The following is an 18,104-nucleotide window of genomic DNA, read 5'->3' on the forward strand; positions in this document are numbered from 1 at the left end:
CGATCTCTCCATACATTTTGAGCACTGTTCCCCGCCGCACGCGGGGAGCCTTGCGCTCCACGAAAGGTACATCCTCGCCACTCGCGCCAGCGGTCGTGTCCGCGGCGCCGCGAGCATCTCTGCCTACGACGTAAGGAGAGCTTCATGAGGCGATTAACCATCGTCACGGCGGTCACCGCGGTGATCCTGCCCCTGCTGGCGGTCCTTCCCGGGCAAGCGGCTGCCGCCACGACGGCGGCGGACAGCGACCAGCCCGTCGGCCCCGGCCAGTACTTCTCCGACACCAAGACCTTCGAGCTCAACGAGATCGACGCCTCGGCGGGCGCGATCGGCCGCAAGCACGGCGTGGCCGCCGTGGACGGCAGCCTGGCCCAGCCGAAGGCGGTGCCGGCCTCCCGCGCCGACCTGTCGGTGTTCGGGCCGGGCTGGCAGGCCGAATTCCTCGGCGGAACGACCGGCCGGAAACTCGAGATTCTCAGCGACGCCGTCCAGGTCACCGAGCTCGACTCGGGGGAGAAGACCCGATACGCGCTCAAGAGCAGCGCCTCCTTCCCCGACGGCGGCGAGGTGCGGCGCTATGAGGCCGAGAACGGCTCCAAGCTCACCGAGACCACCCGGTGGGACGCGACGGCCGCCGCGATGCGCACCACCATCAGCGAGACGATCGCCACCGGCCTCGGGACGACGGAAGCGGGCGACGACGGGTTCATCGACGACAGCGGCAACCCGATCACCTCGGCCAACCTCAACCAGGTCTACACCTGGCAGCAGACGGGCGTCTCCCAGGGCGACACCTGGAGGGTGACGCGCGTCGGCACGAACGCCTTCGGGACCTCGACCGTGCAGTACGACGCGCAGGGCCGGGTCGCCACCGTCACCGAGCCCGCCCTCGGCGAGGAGCCGGAGAGCGTGCTGGCCTTCATCTACGCGACCTCCACCACGGCCACCGGCACGGCCTTCGGCGACTACGCGGGCCGCCTCAAGCAGATCACCCAGACATCCGGTTCGGGAACGCCGGAAACCGTGGCCGGCTACGGATACGACACCGCCGGTCTGCTGCGCAGCATGGCCGACCCGCGCGAGAGCGCCATCCCGCCGGCGACCTATGGCTACGACGCGACCGGGCGGCTGACCACGATCGACTCGCGCCTGTCGGGCGCCTGGGCTCTGGCCTACACCGGCGACTCCGCGCTGCCGGCCGCGACCGCCACCTCCACCACCCGGTGGCCGGACGCCTCCGCCAGTGCGCCGCCGGCGCTCGACTCAGCCGCTCCGGGCAGTGTCCCCAGCGGCGGCGTCGCGGGCCCGCTGTCGTACCCGGCCTCCTGCTGGGCCGCCGTGCACTGGCTGTACTACAGCCGCAACTGCTCGGCCTGGGCGGCGCACTACGGCTGGCACAAGCCGCTGTGGCGGCAGTTGCCCACCCACCGCTGGGTCGTCGGCATCGACCACGACCAGTGCACCAGTTCGCCGGATGCTCCGTCGGGATTCAATTTCCGCTCCGCCTGCGACATGCACGACTACGGCTACGGACTCATCGGGAACAACCTGAAGAGGTGGTATTACCCGTACTACCTCGACTGGAGCCGTAAGGACGACGTAGACGTCCTCTTCTACACCACTCTGCGCGACTGGACCTGCACCGCGTACAACAAGTTGGTGCGGCCGCTCTGCAGGAACATCGCGTGGACCTACCGGCAGTTCGTGCGCAAGGGCAATCCCAGGAACGGCGCGAACGCGACCAGGGATTAATGGCCTGGGCCCGCGGACGCCACCACCGAAGAAGAGCGATGCCGGTCATCGGCCGCCTTCTCTCGGTCGTGGTGGCGTCCGCGGCCTGAAACGGACAGCTCTCCCGGACCCGCCGTGATTCAGGCGTGGATGTTGTGAAGCTCCTTCGTTGTCCTGAGCGGAGACCGTAATGAACCGACGTCTGATTCGCCGCATCATCGCTGTGGCGGCGATCCTGCTCTCCTCGATGGCGGTCGCCGTCGACGTCTCCGCCTCGGCGCTGAGCCCGGAGACGCCGGCGGGCCCGTGGGTGGAGCCCGGTCTGGCGCAGAAACTCGCAGGCGGAGCCCGTACCAGGGTGAACGTGGTGACGAAGGCCCGCGCGGACCTGCCGGCCGCGGCGAGCGCCGGGCAGGTGCTCCAGACGTTGTCCGTCTTACCCGTGGTCACGCTGCGCGCGGACCAGGCGGCACTGGAACGGCTGGCCGCCCAGCCCGGCGTGGTCAGCGTGTCGGAGGACCGGCCGGTGCCGCCGACGCTCGGCCAGAGCACCCCGCTCATCGGCGCCGACCGTACGCGTGCGGCAGGTCTGACGGGCGAGGGAAGCGCGGTGGCGGTGCTGGACACGGGCGTGGCGGTCAACCATCCCTTCCTGGGCGGCCGGGTCGTGGCCGAGGCGTGCTTCTCGCCCATCGACCCCGACTACTCGGCCACCAGCCTGTGCCCGAACGGTACGGTCCAGCAGGACGGGCCGGGCTCGGCGGACTCGGAAAGCGGCCCGTGCGCGGACGTCGCACTGGACTGCGACCACGGAACGCACGTGGCCGGCATCGTCGCGGGTGACGGCGAGGGCGTGGACGGCGACGATGGCAGCGGCGTCGCTCCGGGGGCTGACATCGTCGCCCTTCAGGTCTTCAGCAAGTTCGACACCGAGGACTTCTGCGGGGTGGGCGGGGCGCCGTGCGTGCTCAGCTTCACCAGCGCCCAGCTGGCCGGGCTGGAGAAAGTCCGGGAGCTGAAAGGTGAACTACCCATCGTCGCGGCCAACCTGAGCCTGGGCGGCGGCAGATACACCGCGCCCTGCGACGGCGACCCCCGCAAGCCCGTCTTCGACAACCTCCTGGCCGCCGGGGTGGCCACGGTGATCGCCGCGGGCAACAACGGCTTCACGGACGCGATCAGCGCCCCGGCCTGCGTCTCCTCGGCCGTTGCCGTGGGCAGCACCACCAACGAGGACACGGTCTCCTCCTTCAGCAACCGCGGCCCGCTCCTGGACCTCTTCGCTCCGGGATCCGACGTCATCTCCTCGGTGCCCGGCGACGGATATCGCTCCATGAGCGGGACGTCCATGGCCGCCCCCCACGTCGCCGGCGCGCTGGCGGTGTTGCGCCAGGCCTTCCCCAACGCGGGCGTGGCCGAGCTGGGGTCGATGCTCAAGGAGACCGGCAGGAGCATCAGCTATACCGGCGCGACGACCCCACGGATCCAGCTCGACGACGCCGCCCTGGGAGCGAACCCGAGACCGGGGCCCGACCAGTACTTCCACACCCGCGGCCGGATCCTCGACAACGTCCAGCTCAGCGCCAACTCCACCATGGCGGTGCAGGTCGCCGGGGTGGCCGGACTGCCCGCTTCGGGGATCCGCGCGGTCGCGCTCAACGTCGCCGCCAAGGGTGACTGGTTCAACTCGGGCTCGCTGGCGGTGTACCCCTCCGACGAACAGGAGCCGGAGGGCAACGCGCTCTTCTACGACCCCAATCGCTACACCTCCACCATGGTCATCGCGAAGGTCGGCACGGACGGGAAGATCAAGGTGGTGAACAGGAGCACCGGCCCGGTGCGCGTGACGCTGGACGTCCACGGCCACACCCGCGCCCAGGCCGACGCCGCCGTGGGCGGCACCTACCTGCCGATCTCCCCGGTACGGCTCGCGGACCGGACCGTCATCCCGGCATGGGGAAACGTCCAGCTGGCGACCTCCGACATGACCGGCGTCCCCACCTCCGGCGTGAAGACGGTCGCGCTCACGGTGATGGTGAAGAGCGCCGCCACCGGAACGATACGGGCCTACGCCGCCGGCGACATCTACCCCGTCGACGCCAACATCGACTACCCGGCCAACACCGCGACGCAGTTCTTCACCATCGTCAAGCCCGGCACCGACGGAAAGATCAACCTCCACAACCTCGGCTCCAACACCGTGGAGATCTCCGTCGACGTGAGCGGCTATTACACCACCGCCCAGCGGGGATCGACCGTCAAGGCGATCCGTCCGACGTCGGTGGCCAAAGCCGTCACCATCACCGCGGGCGGCACCCGCGTGCTGACCTTCACCGGCGTGCCGGACATCCCCTCCTCCGGCGTCTCCGCCGTGGGCTTGACCGTCGCCGCGAAGGCGACCGCGAACGGGATCGTGTCGGTGGTCCCCCAAAGCGGACCGAGCACCGCCCGGGTGGTGGCGTACCCGGCGGGCAAGGACACGACCGGCTTCACGACGGCCGCGCTGCGGCAGGACGGAACGGTCGTGCTGAAGAACGAGGGCACCTCACAGGTAACCGTCTCCGTGGACGCCTACGCCTACTTCCCCGCCCGATGAACTGTCGCGCGGCCCCCGTGGCCCCGGGCGGCCGTTCGGCCGTACCACCAGGTGAGGGCGGCCGCGGCCACGGCGAGCACAGCCGCCAGCGGCGGGAGCAGCGCGGCGCCGGCGGCGTCGAGGGCGATCCCGCCGGCCGCGCCGGACAACGAGACCGCCAGGTACACCGCGGACTGATTCAGCGAGGCGACCATCGGCTGCGTGCCCGCCGGGGCGTAACTCATGATCAGGTGCTGCTGCGGCGTGGTGACCGTGAAGGAGAACACGCCGCAGGCCGCGACCGCCGGCAGCGCCGTCGCGTACGAGCCGCGCAGCGCCGGCACCAGGAGGAAGACGACGGCCAGGAGCAGCGTGCCGGCGATCACGACGCGGCGGGGCCCGCGACGGTCGGTGAAGTGCCCGGCCACCAGGTTCCCCACCGTGCCGGCCACCCCGAACACCAGCAGCAACACCGCCAACCGGCCGCCCTGACCGCCGGTGGCCGGCTCGTACACGGCGCTGAGGTAGGTGTAGGGGACGTAGATCCCGGTGAACGCCACGACCGTGGTGGTGAGCACGCCGAGCACCCGCCGGTCGGCGAGCGGGGCGAGTCGCCGCCGCCACCCGCCGGCCGGGCCGTGGCCGACGTCGGGCAGGCGGCCGGCGATGACCGGGATCACGACCAGGGCCAACGCCGTGACCAGCCACATCGTGGCCCGCCAGCCGAGTGCCGCGCCAACCGCGGTGCCCAGCGGGGCGCCGAGTGCCAGCGCCGACGTGAGTCCGAACATGACGATCGCGATGGCCCGGCCACGGCGCTCGTCCCCGGCGAGCGCCGCCGCGGTCGCGCTGGCGGTCGCCGCGTAGAGCGACGCGCCGCCCGCGGCGACCACCCGGGCCGCCAGCACCAGGCCGTACCCGGGGGCCAGCGCGGTGATCACGTTGCCCACGGCGAACAGCGCCAGCCCGGCGGGCAGCACGACCCGCCGCGACCAGCCCGCGGTCAGCGTGGCCAGCACCGGGGCCAGCACGGCGTAGGCGATGGAGAAGACCGTGACGAGCTGGCCCGCCGCGGCCACGCTGACGTCCAGCGACCGGGCGATCTCGGGGAGGATGCCGGCGATGACGAAGGCGTCCGTGCCCACGGCGAAGGTTCCGAACGCCAGGATCGCCGCGTACCCCTGCCATCGCCCGGTGGGTTCTCTCCTCACGATTGCCCCGCCCTCTCGGTACCCACGCGGGCCTGCGTGGAATGCGGCGCGGTCACCCGGACCGACGCCGCGTCGACGAGGATCTGCCGGCCGATCGGGCAGGCAGGAGCCGTAATAACGATCACAGAATCTCCATGACGGATTGTTCGAGGCGGGGGAGTGTGCCGATGCGACCAGACCGGTCGTCGGCGGGCGGCCCAGCCTGTCGGCGGGACCGCACGGCTCAGTCAACTCGGCCCGGCGGTGAACCTGAAGGACCGATTGGATCACCATTGATACCCTTGCGGATATGAATGATCTCGAGGTGCGGCAGCTCCGCTACTTCGTGGCGGTCGCGGAGGAGCTGCACTTCGGGCGGGCGGCCGAGCGGCTGGGCATGGCGCAGCCCCCGCTGTCCCGGGCGATCCGGACGCTGGAGCGCCGCGTGGGCGTGCGGTTGCTTGAGCGCACCACACGTCACGTCGCGCTCACCACGGCGGGCGAGGTCTTCTTGCGGGACGCGCGGACCGCCCTCGACGCGATCATCGCGGCCGGCCGGCGCGCCCGGCACGCGGGCCGGTCCGAGCCGCGGCTGCGACTCGCGCTCAAGGCCGACCATGACGCCGGGCTGCTGCCGCGGATCCTCTCCGCCTACCACGGCGAGGAAGCGGCGCTCGCGGTGGAGTTGGTGCTCGGCGGACGGGGAGAGCAGGCGCCGGCGCTGCGCGACGGCCGGGCCGACGTCGCGCTGGTGAGCGGCCCCTTCGACGAGCGCGGCCTGGACCACCAGCCGCTGCTGACCGAGCCCCGCCTGGTCGCCCTGGCGGCGGCCGATCCGCTGGCCGCCCGGTCACACCTGCGCCTGGCCGACCTCACCGGCCGCAAGCTCCCCAGCGGAGTCCCCGCCGACCAGGGCGGCTTCCCGTCGCCGTACGCCGCCGTCGCCCAGAGCGACAGTGAGCGGCCGTACGCCGCCATCGCCAAGTGCGTCAGTGAGCGGCCGTACGTCGCCATCGCCCAGAGTGATGGTGAGCGGCCGTACGTCGCCATCGCCCAGAGCGACGGGGAGCGGTCGCAGTCGACGCAGCGCGGGCTCGTGACCGCGTCCGGGCAGAGCGCCACGGACATGACGCAGATCTTGAAGCTGGTCGAGCTGGGAAGCTTCGTCTGCTTCCTCCCCGCCTCGATCGCACGAATCTACCCGCGGCCCGAGATCGCCTACCGCGCCGTCGACGACCTTGAGCCGATCACGCTGGCCGTCGCCTGGCCGCAGGACGCGCGCTCGGCGGCCGTCGCCGCCTTCGTCCGCACGGCCGCGGCGGTCGCGGAAGCCGCTCACACGGAGACGGGAGTGCCGCAGCGGGCGGCCACCTGATCACGGCAGTGACGGGCGGGTCCCGGGCTCAGCGGGGGCGAGGGTGGGGTGGGCGCCACTGAACACCGTCGAGAGGCGTAGCAGGCGGTCCGCCAGTTCCTCGGGGTCGAGGGGGTCGTCGGCGTCGATCAGCCAGTCGTTGACGATCGCGCCGGTCCCGCCCGTGATCAGCGTCGCGAAGTCCCGCACCGTGGCGTCGTCGAGGTCGCCGAACAGCTCCCGCACGCCGGCCATGGTGATGAGCGAGCCGAACAGCCTGTTCAGGGCCCGGGTCATGAGGAAGGCACACGATCCGGTGAGCATCGCGCGGTAGAAGGATCGGTGCCGGGCGAAGTGCCGGGCCATCGCCAGCGTGCGCGCGCGCCGCGATGCGCCGCCGTCCCCGACCTCGGGCATGAGCTCCCGTTCGACCAGGTCGGCCGCGGCCGCCACGAGGAGCGCGTCACGGTCGCCGAACTGCAGGTAGACCAGTTGCCGGCTGACGTCCGCGGCGTCGGCGAGGTCGGTGATGGGCAGCGCGGTGGTGCCACGCTCGGAGACCAGGCGTACGGCGGCGGCCATGAGGGCGGCACGGGAGCGGAGCACCCGGCGGTCTTGTCGATCCTGCATACCCCGAACACTAGACACGTGTTAAAAAATAGACAACTGTTAAGTCACTCGCCTGACGTGTCCGGAGCAAGGAGCCGCCGATGTCCGCACTCGAGTTCCCCGAGCCCGAAGTCCGTACCACCGCCGGTGTGGTGCGCGGCCGCACGGAGGACGGCCTGGTCGTCTTCCGCGGCATACCGTTCGCCGAACCCCCGATCGGGGAGGCTCGCTTCCAGGCGCCGCGGCCCGTGCGCGGCTGGGACGGCGTGCGGGAGGCGTACGCCTTCGGTCCGCCCGCCCCGCAGGACGCGAGCATGGCCGGCCGGGGCGGCGGCGGGTTCCTCATGGACACGGGCGACGACTGGCTGACGGTCAACGTCTGGACGCCCGACCCCGACCCGGCCGCCCGCCGTCCGGTGATGGTGTGGATCCACGGCGGCGCCTACAAGCTCGGCTTCTCCGGCAGCCCCGGCTACGACGCCCAGCACATCGCCCGCGACGGCGACGTGGTGTTCGTGTCGCTGAACTACCGCCTCGGCATCGAGGGCTTCGCCCGCATCGACGGCGCGCCCGCCAACCGGGGCCTGCTCGACCAGGTCGCCGCCCTGGAGTGGGTGCGGGAGAACATCACGGCGTTCGGTGGCGATCCCGGCCAGGTGACCGTGGCCGGTGACTCGGCCGGTGCCGGGTCCATCGTCGCGCTGATGGCCATGCCGAGCGCGGCGGGGCTGTTCCAGCGGGCCGTCGCGCAGAGCGTACCGGGCACGTTCTTCTCCGACGCCCTGGCCCGGGACGTCGCCACGGCCCTCGCCGCCGAGGCCGGCCTGCGCCCGACGGCCAGGGAGCTGTCGGGAGTGGATCCACGGCGACTGCCGGAGGTCGGGCAGGCGCTGGAGTCGAAGATGCGGCAGTACGAGGACCGCTGGGGCGCATTCGCGCACACGCTGTCCCTCTTCTCCCCGGTCGTCGACGGCGAGGTGCTGCCGGCCGCACCCTGGCAGGCGCTGGCCGGCGGCGCGGGACGGGACGTGGACCTGATCGTCGGTCACACCCGCGACGAGTGCCGCACGTTCCTCCTCCTCTCCGGGCAGCTCGGCAAGATCACCGAGGAGCAGGCGGCGGAGGCGCTGCGCCTCTTCGGCCCCGGCGAGGACGGCGAACGGGCCTACCGCGCGGCGTTCCCGGACGCCTCCGCCGAGGAACTGTACGAAGTCGTCCAGAACGACTGGCTGTTCCGCATGCCGACGCTGCACCTGGCCGACGCGCACACCGCAGGGGGCGGGCGGGCGTACCTGTACGAGCTGACCTGGCAGTCCCCGGGCAACGGCGGAATGATGCGCGCCTGCCACGGCCTGGACGGCCCGCTGCTGTTCGGCACCTACGACGCCCACCTGGGCCCGGTGGCCATCGGCCCCGAACACACCGCCGAGGCCCGCGACCTGACGACCCAGATCCGCACGGCCTGGACCGCCTTCGCCACCTCGGGCACCCCCGGCTGGCCCGCGTACGACTCCCGGCAGCGCCTGACCCGGATCTTCGACACGCCCGGGGCGGTCACCGCCTACCCCGAGGAGACGTCACGCCGCTTGTGGCAGGAGCACGTCTTCGAGACCCTTCCCCTGCTGACCGGCTGAGCGGAGCGTGCATCGAGGTCAACTTCTGCGGTATGGGACAACCGGCGACCACTCTCGCAGGCCCGGCATCGTACGGCAAAAGTGTACCCGGATATCCAACCGCAGACTGATTGCCAGGACGGAGGCAAATCCTACGCTGAGGCCGTCGGTGGCCGACCTGGAAAGTCGCCAGGTTCATTCGGACCTCAAGAGGAGATTGCTTGATGGCATACGACCTCACCATCAAAGAGCGGGCCAGGAAAGAGCTGTACCATCTGCCCTTCCGCCTCGGCCGCTCCTTCCTCGATTTCGAGGAGCACCGTACGATCGAAGAAATAGCCGACCTCCGCCAGGAATACGCGGCGCTGCCGGACCAGGCCAAGCCCTTTGGCTATGCCTTCCAAACCGTGTTCGGCCCGGACCTGCTCGTCGTGGAGACGCAGGTGCTGGAAGGCGTAGGCAAGCAGAAGTACGATCCTGACGCCCAGATCTGGGGCACCTCGCACCAGCGGATCGACATGAGCAACATCTGGCTGCCGACTCAGTTCATGACCGGCACGGTCTACAACTGCTCGCCGGACTCCAAGTTCGACTCCAGGAACGACTCGGCCTGCTGATCGCCGACGGACCGGGCCTGCCCGCGAGGGCACGCCCGGTTTCCTTGCCCCCTTAGACAGAGCAGAGGAGCGATTCTCATGCCTCGTTCCACCGTCATGATCCTCACGCAAGAGTTCGACGTGACCGCCGACTGCGTCGTCAAGGTATTAAGTCAGCGGGAGGACGTGGAAGTCTTCCGCTATGACACGAGTTATTTCCCGGTGGATTCGTGTCTTTCCTACGCCAGTACCGGGTCCGGCTGGCTCACAGAGCTGACGGACTACAAGTACGCGGAGCGCAGGCTCGACCTCGAAACGGTCCGCTCCATCTGGTACCGGCGGCCCACGGATTTCCGAGCAGCTGATTTCCTGTCGGCTCCGCACCGGGAATTCGCCCTCAGCGAGAGCCGGCACGCCGTGGGCGGCATCATGCTCGGCCTGCCCACCCTCTGGGTGAACAGACCCGACCACGAGGCGCGCGCGGATTACAAGCCCTTTCAACTGCGCCTGGCCCAGGAACTCGGGCTGCGCATCCCCGACACGCTGATCAGCAACGATCCCGCTCGCGTCCGCGCGTTCTATGAGCAGTGCGACGGTCGGATGATCTATAAGGCGCTCAACAGCGGTCTGATCGAAGACCCGGGCGGCTGGCCCGGCGGCCTGCTGACCAGTGACGTCACCAGCCTGCCGGATGAGCTCCTGCAACGGGCCCGCTACGCGCCCGGCATCTATCAGAGGCGGGTGGACAAGGCGTACGACCTGCGGATCACGGTCATCGGCGATTCGGTGACCACGGTTCGCGTGGACACGACGCCTGCCGATGGCAGTCCGGCGGCGACCGACTGGCGGGGTTCGGTGGAATCAGACGCGACGTGGACACTCGCTACGCTGCCCGGCCAGGTGGAAGCCGCGCTGGGCAGGCTCATGGGCGCACTCCGGCTCAATTACGGCGCCGTCGACATGGCGGTGACCGAGGCGGGAGAGTATTACTTCTTCGAGGTGAACCCCTCCGGCCAGTTCGCCTGGCTGGACGACGAGATCGCCGGGCTCGGACTGGTGAAGACCATGGCCGACTACCTCGCGGCGGGTAAGACGGGGTGAACGTCGCGCCGGCCGCCAAGCGACGAGGCATCGGGCTGATCGTTGTCGACACAGTCGTCCTCACGTGGCGGGCTTCGCGATGGATGATGTGCGGTCCCCTGCTCTTGACCGGTGCCCAGAGCGGGATTCTGGCTCTGCAGCTGCTGGTGGCGGGCCATTTGCTCGACACGGTGACGCGGGGGGCCGCCGGCCCTCCGCCGGCCGCGCAACTGGCGCCCTGGATCCTGGCCGCGGCCCTGCTGTTCGGCGGAGACACCCTCGTCAACGCCGTGCTGCGCGAGCGTGAGTTCATCCTGGGCGAGACCGTCGGACGGTTCGTCGAGCGGCACGTCCTCCGCATCAGCACGGAAGTCGAGCTTTCCGCCTTCGACGACCCGGATTTTCACAACCGGCTGAAACGCGTGGACATGGGGACCGGCCAGCCGGTCATCCTGCTGCAGAACGCCTTCTCCCTGTTGTCGTCCGCGGTCACCGCGCTGGGCGCGATGGCCGCCCTGTTCCTCATCAACCCGTGGTTGGGGGCCGCGATCCTCCCCATCGCCGTCCCGGCGGGGCTGCTCTCCTCGAAACGAGGGCGCGAATTCTTCGATTTCCTGTACGGCTTCACACCGCGAGATCGAGAGCGTGAATATCTCGGCTCGGTCCTGCGCAGCCGGGAACACGCCAAGGAGATCCGGGCGTTCCAGCTCGGGTCCTTTCTGCTCGGACGGCACCAGCGCATGCATCGGGAGAGGCTTCACGAGCTGCGCCGGTTCGCCCGGCGCCACATCGCGCGGGCGGTGGCGGCGGCGGGAGCGGCGGCCGCCTGCGTGGGGATCAGCTTGGGCCTGGTCACCTGGCTGAGCGCGCGGCGCGAGTTGAGCCTCACCGAGGCGGCTCTCGCCATCGCGGCCCTTGCCGTGCTGAGCGTGAAACTGAGTCAGGTCGGCAGGGCTGCCGGGATGCTCAAGGAGTCCTCGCTCTACCTGACCGACTATGCGGAGTTCGCCAGGCTGCCGGTTCCGCTCGCGAGCCGGCGTGCGGCGGCGCCGTCCGCTTCCGGATTCGCGGAGATCGTCGTCGACCGGGTGTCCTTCGGCTACCCGGGTTCGGGGCGCGTGCTGCGCGAGGTATCCATGCGGATCCCCGCGGGTGGCGTCGTGGCCGTCGTCGGTGAGAACGGATCGGGCAAGACGACCCTGGTCAAGCTGCTGTGCGGGTTGTACGAGCCGTCGACGGGATCCTTGGCGTGGTTGGACGCCCACGGTGCCGAGACCGCTCCGTCGGCCTCGGTTCTCTTCCAGGACTTCGGCCAGTATCTCGTATCGGCCCGGGACAACATCGGCTTCGGCGACAGCGTCTCGATGGACGACGGAGACGCCATCCGGCGCGCCGCCCGCGCGGCCGGTGCCGACGGCGTCATCGACAGGCTTCCCGCCGGCTACGACACGATCCTGGGACCGGAGTTCATCGGCGGGACCGACCTGTCACGCGGCCAGTGGCAGCGGCTCGCGCTGGGGCGAACCCTGTTCCGGCGATCCAGCCTGGTCATTCTCGACGAACCCGCCGCGGCGCTGGATCCACGGCGAGAGTACGAGTTGTTCGCGAACCTGCGAGCCAGCCTGGGCGGGCGGACGGCGCTGATCATCTCTCACCGGTTCTCGAACGTCCGCCACGCGGACCGGATCTACGTCCTCGAACAGGGCCGGATCGTAGAAGAGGGCTCGCACCTTGACCTGATGCGACAAGCCGGAATGTACGCCGAGCTCTTCACCATGCAGGCGAAGGGATATCGCGACGTCGGCGCCCCGGCCGACCACACCGCTGTGGGAGGGCCTTGATATGCGAAGCGCGTGGCTGACCGGAGATCCGGCTCCGGCCGCCGAGCCGATCGACCACCTGATCCGGCAATGGGCCCGCAGCACCCCCGAAGCGCCCGCGATCGTCGGCGAGGAAGGCGCGATCTCGTATCGGGAGCTCGACCGCCGCGCCGACGCCTTCGCCACGATCTTGCATCGTCGAGGACCGCGGTGGCCGGGAGACGTCGTGGGAGTTTTGTCGCCCCGCTCGCCCCGCACGGTGATCGCTCTGCTCGGAATCTGGCGGGCCGGCTGCGCCTATCTGCCGCTGGATCCCGATGCTCCGCCGCTTCGCCGGCGGGCCATGCTGCGAGCGGCCTCGTCGGTCGCCGTCGTGGGGCAGGAGGAGGCGTACGGGCTCGATCTGCCCGTCATCTCGATCGACGCGGCCGAGCACCCGGCTCCCAGCCCGCCTGCGAGCGCGGCGGACCCGGACCGCCCGGCCTGCGTCATGTTCACATCGGGCACGACCGGTGAGCCCAAGGGGGCGTTGATCACGCACCGGGCCGTCCACCGGCTCGCGTACGGAGTGCCGCAACTCGACGATTTCGGGCCCGGGGACGTTGTCCCGCAGTTCGCCCCGCTGGCTTTCGACGCCTCCCTCTTCGAGATCTGGGCCACGCTGGCGCGAGGGGCGTGCGTCGCCGTAGCGCCGCCGGGACCGCTGGGACCGGCGGAGATCGGCGACACCATCGGCCGGTACGGGGCGTCCACCGCGTGGTTGACGTCGTCGCTGGCCAATGAGGTCATCACGGCCAAGCCGGAGGCGCTGGGCACGCTGCGCCACCTGCTGACCGGCGGAGAGCCGTTGTCGCGCGCCCACATCGTCGCCGCGCACCGGTGCCACCCTGGCCTGCGGATCACGAACTGCTACGGTCCCACCGAGTCCACCACGTTCGCCACGACGTTCACCACGTCCTCCGAGCCCCGCGCCGATACGCCGAATGTTCCCATCGGGACGCCCCTTCGCGGCACCGACGTCGGCATCGTGCACGAGGACGGGAGCGTCGCGGTCGCGGGCGAGGTAGGAGAGATCTGGATCGGCGGGTCGGGGTTGGCACTGGGCTACTGTGCCGATTCTGCGCTGACCGGTCAGCGCTTCGTCCCCCATCCTCTTCATCCGGGACGCCTGGCCTACCGCACCGGAGATCTGGGCAGGCTGCTCGCCGATGGGAACCTGGACATCCTGGGCCGCAACGACGACCAGATCAAGATCTACGGCCATCGCGTGGAGCCCCGCGAAGTGGAAGCCGTACTCCTGGCCTGCCCCGGCGTGTCGGCCGCTGCCGTGATCGCCCGCGATAGGAGGCTGGTCGCGTACCTGGTCGGCTCGGCCCGCGACGCGCGGCGACACGTGACCGAGCGGCTCCCGTCCTGGCTGGTGCCCAGCGCCTTCGTCGAGCTCGCCCGTCTGCCGTTGACCGCGAACGGGAAACTCGACACCGTGCTGCTTCCCGCACCGGTCCTGACCGGCGATCGCCCGTCCATCCCCCCGGCCACGGAGGACGAGCGGCTGCTGGCGGCGATCGTCGGAGAGATCCTGGGCGTCGAGCGGGTAAGCGTACGCGACGACTTCTTCGCGCTCGGCGGCGATTCCTTCCTCGCGATGCGGGTCGCGAGCCGAGCCGGGGCCGAGGGCCTCGGCTTCCCCACCCGGCTCCTGTTCCAGCATCCGACGATCGCGGCACTCGCCGTCGCCGCACGTCACCACCGTGCGAGCCATGATGTGCCGCCGGAGCCGCCCGACGAGGGCGGAGGCCTGGACAGCATCCCGATCATCAAATGGTTCCTGGGATCAGTCACTGAATTCCGGAACCACTACAACCAGGCCATGCTGCTGTCCCTGCCGGACCCCCTCGACCGCGGTGCCCTACGGGCCGCGCTCAACGCGCTGGTCAGGCACCACGAAGCGTTCAGGCTGAGAGTCGACGGCGGGCGCGTCGAGATCGGCGACTTCGAGCCGTGTGACGACCTCCTGCTGGACGACACGACCAGCCAAGCCGTTCAGGCCGGCCTGGACGTGGAAAAGGGGCCGCTGTTGCGGGCGGGAATCGTCCAGGGACGCGCGCTTCTGGCGGTGCACCGCCTCGCGGTCGACATCGCGTCCTGGCCGGTCGTCATCGACGATCTGAACGCGGCGTACGTCGGCGCGGCGATCCCCCGCCGCACAGGAGCCACTCTCGGCGAGTGGGCGCGCGCGATCGACGGCTACTCCCGCAGCGGCGTCCCCTTGCACCAGCGCGCCTTCTGGGAAGAGATCTGCCGTACGCCAAAGGGCTCACCGGCAGCCGCCACCGGCACCTTCCGTGATGCCGACTCACTGTCATCGGAGATTCCGCCGCACGAGACGGAGCATTTCACCAAGCTGGTCGAAGCCCACGGCGCCTCTCTCCACTCGGCGGTCCTGGCGGTCGTGGGCGGAGCGCTATGTGACTGGTCGGCCCGCCGTGACGTGCTGATCACGGTAGAGGACCACGGCCGCACGGCCGAGCCCTTCAACGACATCGATCTGTCGCGGACCGTCGGCTGGCTGACGCTGCGGTACCCGGTGCGCCTGGCCCTCGGCGAGCGGCGCTCGTGGGACGGGAAACTCAAGATGGTCCAGGACCGCCTCGCGAAGGTGGCCGATCGCGGACTCGGCTATCAGTTGCTGGGACTGCCTCTTCCCATCGAGGTGGGTTTCGGGTACTTCGGACGGGCTTTAGACGCCCTAGGGCAGCGCGGCGCGTCGAATCCGTTCCGCCCGGTTCCCGGGCCTACGGGTGAGCCGGTTGATCCACGGATCAACCGGCCTTATCAGCTCTACATCACGGCTCTGCTGACCGGCGGAAGCCTGGTGTTGACCGTGGAGTACGCCCGATCCCTCCACCGGCGAGACGACATCGAGGGCCTGGGGGAGGCCATGCGGCAATCGTTCGAGGCGCTCCGGTCGTCTTTGGAGGCCGGTAGGTGAGTGCGGACGTCATCATCGTTCACGGACCCGACAGCGGCCGGAACGCCCGGTCGGCCCGGCGCCTCGCCGATCAGGTGAGCGACGGGGGCGGGTTCATGACCGTCCAGGGCCGGACCAGCCCCGACGAACTGCTGGCGTCAATGGCAAGCGCTCCGGGCCGATCAGCCGACGTCGCCGCCTTTCTTCGCAACATGCGCCACCCCTGGCAGCCGCGCTTGGCTGTCGCCGCGGCGGCCGGATGCCACGTTCTGCTGCTGACCGGCTTCGAACGTAACCTCAAACCGTCCGCCGGCCGCCGCCACGTGATAGCCGATCAGGAACTGGAGCAGTTCCTCGATCGCTGGCACGGCCCTGTCGTCATCGCCAGCCGCCATGCCTTCCGGCTGGCGGGAGCGCGGCTGCCGCAGCGGCGTGTGCGAGCCGCTGCCAAGACCGGCCCCCGCGTCGTACCACCTCCCGAAGCCCACCTGGCCGTCGCCGAACGCTGGACGCGCGTGGCGCAAGCCGCCGACACGCCTTGGCCTACCGTCGCCGCCCTGCTGGAGGCCCGGTACCGGTTCGCCCGAGCGGGTGATTCCGCGCGGGCGTATCAGGTGACGATGTCAGCGGTTCGGGTGCTGAATCGCCACGGTGCGGTGTCCTGGCGCGAGCACATCCTGCGCGAGGCGTACGACGACGTCGAGTGCGGCAGCCGTGAGGCCGCTGACCTGCTCTGGGAGCTGGGGTTGAGCGCACAGCAGCGGCAGGATCACGAATCCGCCCGGGCCCTTTATCTCCAGGCCCAAGCGCTCTTCGACGAGTGGCAGGACGAAGCGGGACGTGCCAGGAGCCTGCACCAACTCGGCATGCTCGCCGAAGCCGAAGGCCGGCTGGATCACGCGAGAGCCTTGACGTTGGAGGCCATGGCCATCTTCGACAGCCTGGGCGAGCGAAGCCGAGTCGCCGCCGGCCGGCGAGAGCTGAGCCGGATCGCTTCCGCGAGAGGCGACTCCGTACAGGCGGCAGATCTGGAGCGGCAGGCGCTCACAGACTTCGAACGTCTCGGCGACACGTTGAACGTGGCCCGCTGCCGACAGCGACTCGCCCAGCTGGCGCATGCCGCTGGAGACTCCGGCGAAGCCATCGCCCAGCTGCGGACGGCGCTCAAGGACTTCGAACGTCTCGGCGACACCCTGAACCTGGCACGCTGCCGGCAGCAGCTCGGTCAGCTGACTGATTCGAAAACCCACCTCGACCTGGCGGCCAGGGAATTCCAGCAGGTCGGTGACGCGGCGGCTGCGGCGGTCTGCCACTACGAGATTGGCATGAGCGAATGGTTACAGGGAAATCACTCCCAAGCCATTGCCGGCACCCGGGCGGCGCTGGCCGCCTTCGACCGGATCGGCGACCTCGCCGGCATGGCCGACTGTCACCAGCAACTCGGGGGGCTCCTGACCACGAGCGCCCGTCCCCGCGAGGCCGTGCCCCACACCCTTCAAGCGCTGCTCCTGCACAGCAGACTCGGACTGCCCGTCGATGTCGACGAGGAGTGGTTGAGGCAGCAACGAAGCCAACTCGGCGCGGAATCCTTCACCACGATCGCGGGGGAGGGCGTCGATCACCTGAAGTCATGAGCCCGGCGGTCTTGAGGCTTCCGCTGCCGAGATGCCGAGGGCGGACAGGAACGCCGCGGCGGCGGGGGATGGCGGGAAGCTGCTCCAGATGAGGTGCTCCATGCGGGCGGGGGCGTCGCGTAGCTGGAGGACGGGCAGGTCGGGGAGCTCGGACACGAAGGCGGCGGGCAGCATCCCGATGCCCAGGCCCTGCCGGATCAGGCGAGCCATGAAGTCCACGGTCGTCACCTCGAAGGCGACCTCGCGCCGGACCGCGGCCGCTGTGAACGCCTCGTCCGACTGGGCCCGCGCGGCGGTGCCCGGGGGGAAGTCGACGAACGGTTCGTCCGACAGCTGGTGCAGGTCCACGCGTTCCTCGTCCGCCAGGGGGTGACCGGGCGCGACGACGGCGACGAGGTCGCCGCGCGCCAGTTCGTGGCCGCGAACGCCCTTGGGTCGTACGCCCACGGGCAGCCCCAGGAAGGCGACGTCCAGGGTGCCCTGTCGTACCCGTTCGATCAGCTCTTCGCTGGCGCCCGAGCGGAGGCTGATCCGCACCTGCCGATGCCGCAGGTGGAAGCGCTTCAGCGCGGTCGGCAGATCGATCGCCGCGACCGTGGGGATGGCGCCGATGGCGAGCCGGCCGCGGATCTCGCCGGCGACGGCGGCCACCTCGGCGCGGGCTCGTTCGGCGGCGTCGAGGGCCTGGCGGGCCGCGGGGAGGAACGCCTCGCCGGCGGGGGTCAGCCGGACACGGCGGCTGGTGCGGTCGAACAGTTTGGCGCCCAGCTCACGTTCCAGGCGGGCGATCTGGTGGCTCAGCGCGGACTGGACGACCAGGCACTGTTCGGCGGCGCGGGTGAAGTTGTTCGTCTCCGCGACGGCGACGACGTAGCGCATTTGCTGGAGCTCCATGGATCAATCGTGATACACGATCGTTGTCGATGACAAA

Annotated in this window: 12 protein-coding genes; 9 read left to right on the forward strand and 3 right to left on the reverse strand. The window is 70.2% G+C overall.

Features of this window, described 5'->3' with window-relative positions:
• Positions 1 to 144 precede the first annotated feature (144 nt).
• Positions 145 to 1,752 carry a phospholipase A2 gene (locus AB0F17_RS45605; protein WP_358036585.1) on the forward strand — a complete coding sequence of 536 codons (1,608 nt, stop codon included), beginning with the start codon at positions 145 to 147 and terminating at the stop codon, positions 1,750 to 1,752.
• Positions 1,753 to 1,921: 169 nt separating this feature from the next.
• Positions 1,922 to 4,327, forward strand: a complete 2,406-nt coding sequence (locus AB0F17_RS45610; RefSeq protein ID WP_358036587.1) for a S8 family serine peptidase — start codon at positions 1,922 to 1,924, stop codon at positions 4,325 to 4,327.
• Here AB0F17_RS45610 and AB0F17_RS45615 read toward each other — a convergent pair.
• Entirely contained in the window at positions 4,309 to 5,517 is a 1,209-nt protein-coding gene (locus AB0F17_RS45615; protein WP_358036589.1) for an MFS transporter, read from the reverse strand. The two genes, AB0F17_RS45610 and AB0F17_RS45615, sit on opposite strands and share 19 nt — an antisense overlap.
• A 289-nt stretch (positions 5,518 to 5,806) precedes the next feature.
• Here AB0F17_RS45615 and AB0F17_RS45620 point away from each other — a divergent pair, with 289 nt between their 5' ends.
• On the forward strand, positions 5,807 to 6,871 hold the full coding sequence (locus AB0F17_RS45620; protein ID WP_358036591.1) for a LysR substrate-binding domain-containing protein: 1,065 nt from the start codon (positions 5,807 to 5,809) through the stop codon (positions 6,869 to 6,871).
• On the opposite strand, the gene AB0F17_RS45625 is transcribed toward AB0F17_RS45620, so the two are convergent.
• Positions 6,872 to 7,480 (reverse strand): TetR family transcriptional regulator, encoded by a 609-nt coding sequence (locus AB0F17_RS45625; protein WP_358036594.1) that lies wholly within the window; start codon positions 7,478 to 7,480, stop codon positions 6,872 to 6,874.
• A gap of 80 nt (positions 7,481 to 7,560) precedes the next feature.
• Between AB0F17_RS45625 and AB0F17_RS45630 the strand changes: the two genes are divergently transcribed.
• The 6 genes from AB0F17_RS45630 to AB0F17_RS45655 all read left to right on the forward strand — a co-directional run bounded on the left by AB0F17_RS45630 (position 7,561) and on the right by AB0F17_RS45655 (position 17,173).
• The gene (locus AB0F17_RS45630) at positions 7,561 to 9,093 is read left to right on the forward strand and encodes a carboxylesterase family protein (RefSeq protein ID WP_358036596.1); all 1,533 of its coding nucleotides are present in this window, start codon (positions 7,561 to 7,563) and stop codon (positions 9,091 to 9,093) included.
• 203 nt (positions 9,094 to 9,296) lie between these two features.
• A complete protein-coding gene (locus AB0F17_RS45635) occupies positions 9,297 to 9,689 on the forward strand; it encodes a hypothetical protein (RefSeq protein WP_358036598.1) in 393 nt (130 codons plus the stop codon).
• 78 nt (positions 9,690 to 9,767) lie between these two features.
• Entirely contained in the window at positions 9,768 to 10,769 is a 1,002-nt protein-coding gene (locus AB0F17_RS45640; protein WP_358036600.1) for an MvdC/MvdD family ATP grasp protein, read from the forward strand.
• The gene (locus AB0F17_RS45645; RefSeq protein ID WP_358036602.1) at positions 10,766 to 12,589 is read left to right on the forward strand and encodes an ABC transporter ATP-binding protein; all 1,824 of its coding nucleotides are present in this window, start codon (positions 10,766 to 10,768) and stop codon (positions 12,587 to 12,589) included. Before AB0F17_RS45640 ends, AB0F17_RS45645 begins: the two co-directional genes overlap by 4 nt.
• 1 nt (position 12,590) lies before the next feature.
• Positions 12,591 to 15,560, forward strand: a complete 2,970-nt coding sequence (locus AB0F17_RS45650; protein ID WP_358036604.1) for an amino acid adenylation domain-containing protein — start codon at positions 12,591 to 12,593, stop codon at positions 15,558 to 15,560.
• Positions 15,557 to 17,173: a tetratricopeptide repeat protein gene (locus AB0F17_RS45655; RefSeq protein WP_358036606.1), complete on the forward strand. Its 1,617-nt coding sequence runs from the start codon at positions 15,557 to 15,559 to the stop codon at positions 17,171 to 17,173. Before AB0F17_RS45650 ends, AB0F17_RS45655 begins: the two co-directional genes overlap by 4 nt.
• Here AB0F17_RS45655 and AB0F17_RS45660 read toward each other — a convergent pair.
• Positions 17,168 to 18,067, reverse strand: coding sequence for a LysR family transcriptional regulator (locus tag AB0F17_RS45660; protein ID WP_358036608.1), 900 nt, complete (start codon positions 18,065 to 18,067; stop codon positions 17,168 to 17,170). The genes AB0F17_RS45655 and AB0F17_RS45660 overlap by 6 nt on opposite strands.
• Positions 18,068 to 18,104 lie beyond the last annotated feature (37 nt).

The organism is Nonomuraea sp. NPDC026600 (assembly GCF_040638335.1).
Taxonomy (GTDB): Bacteria; Actinomycetota; Actinomycetes; order Streptosporangiales; family Streptosporangiaceae; genus Nonomuraea.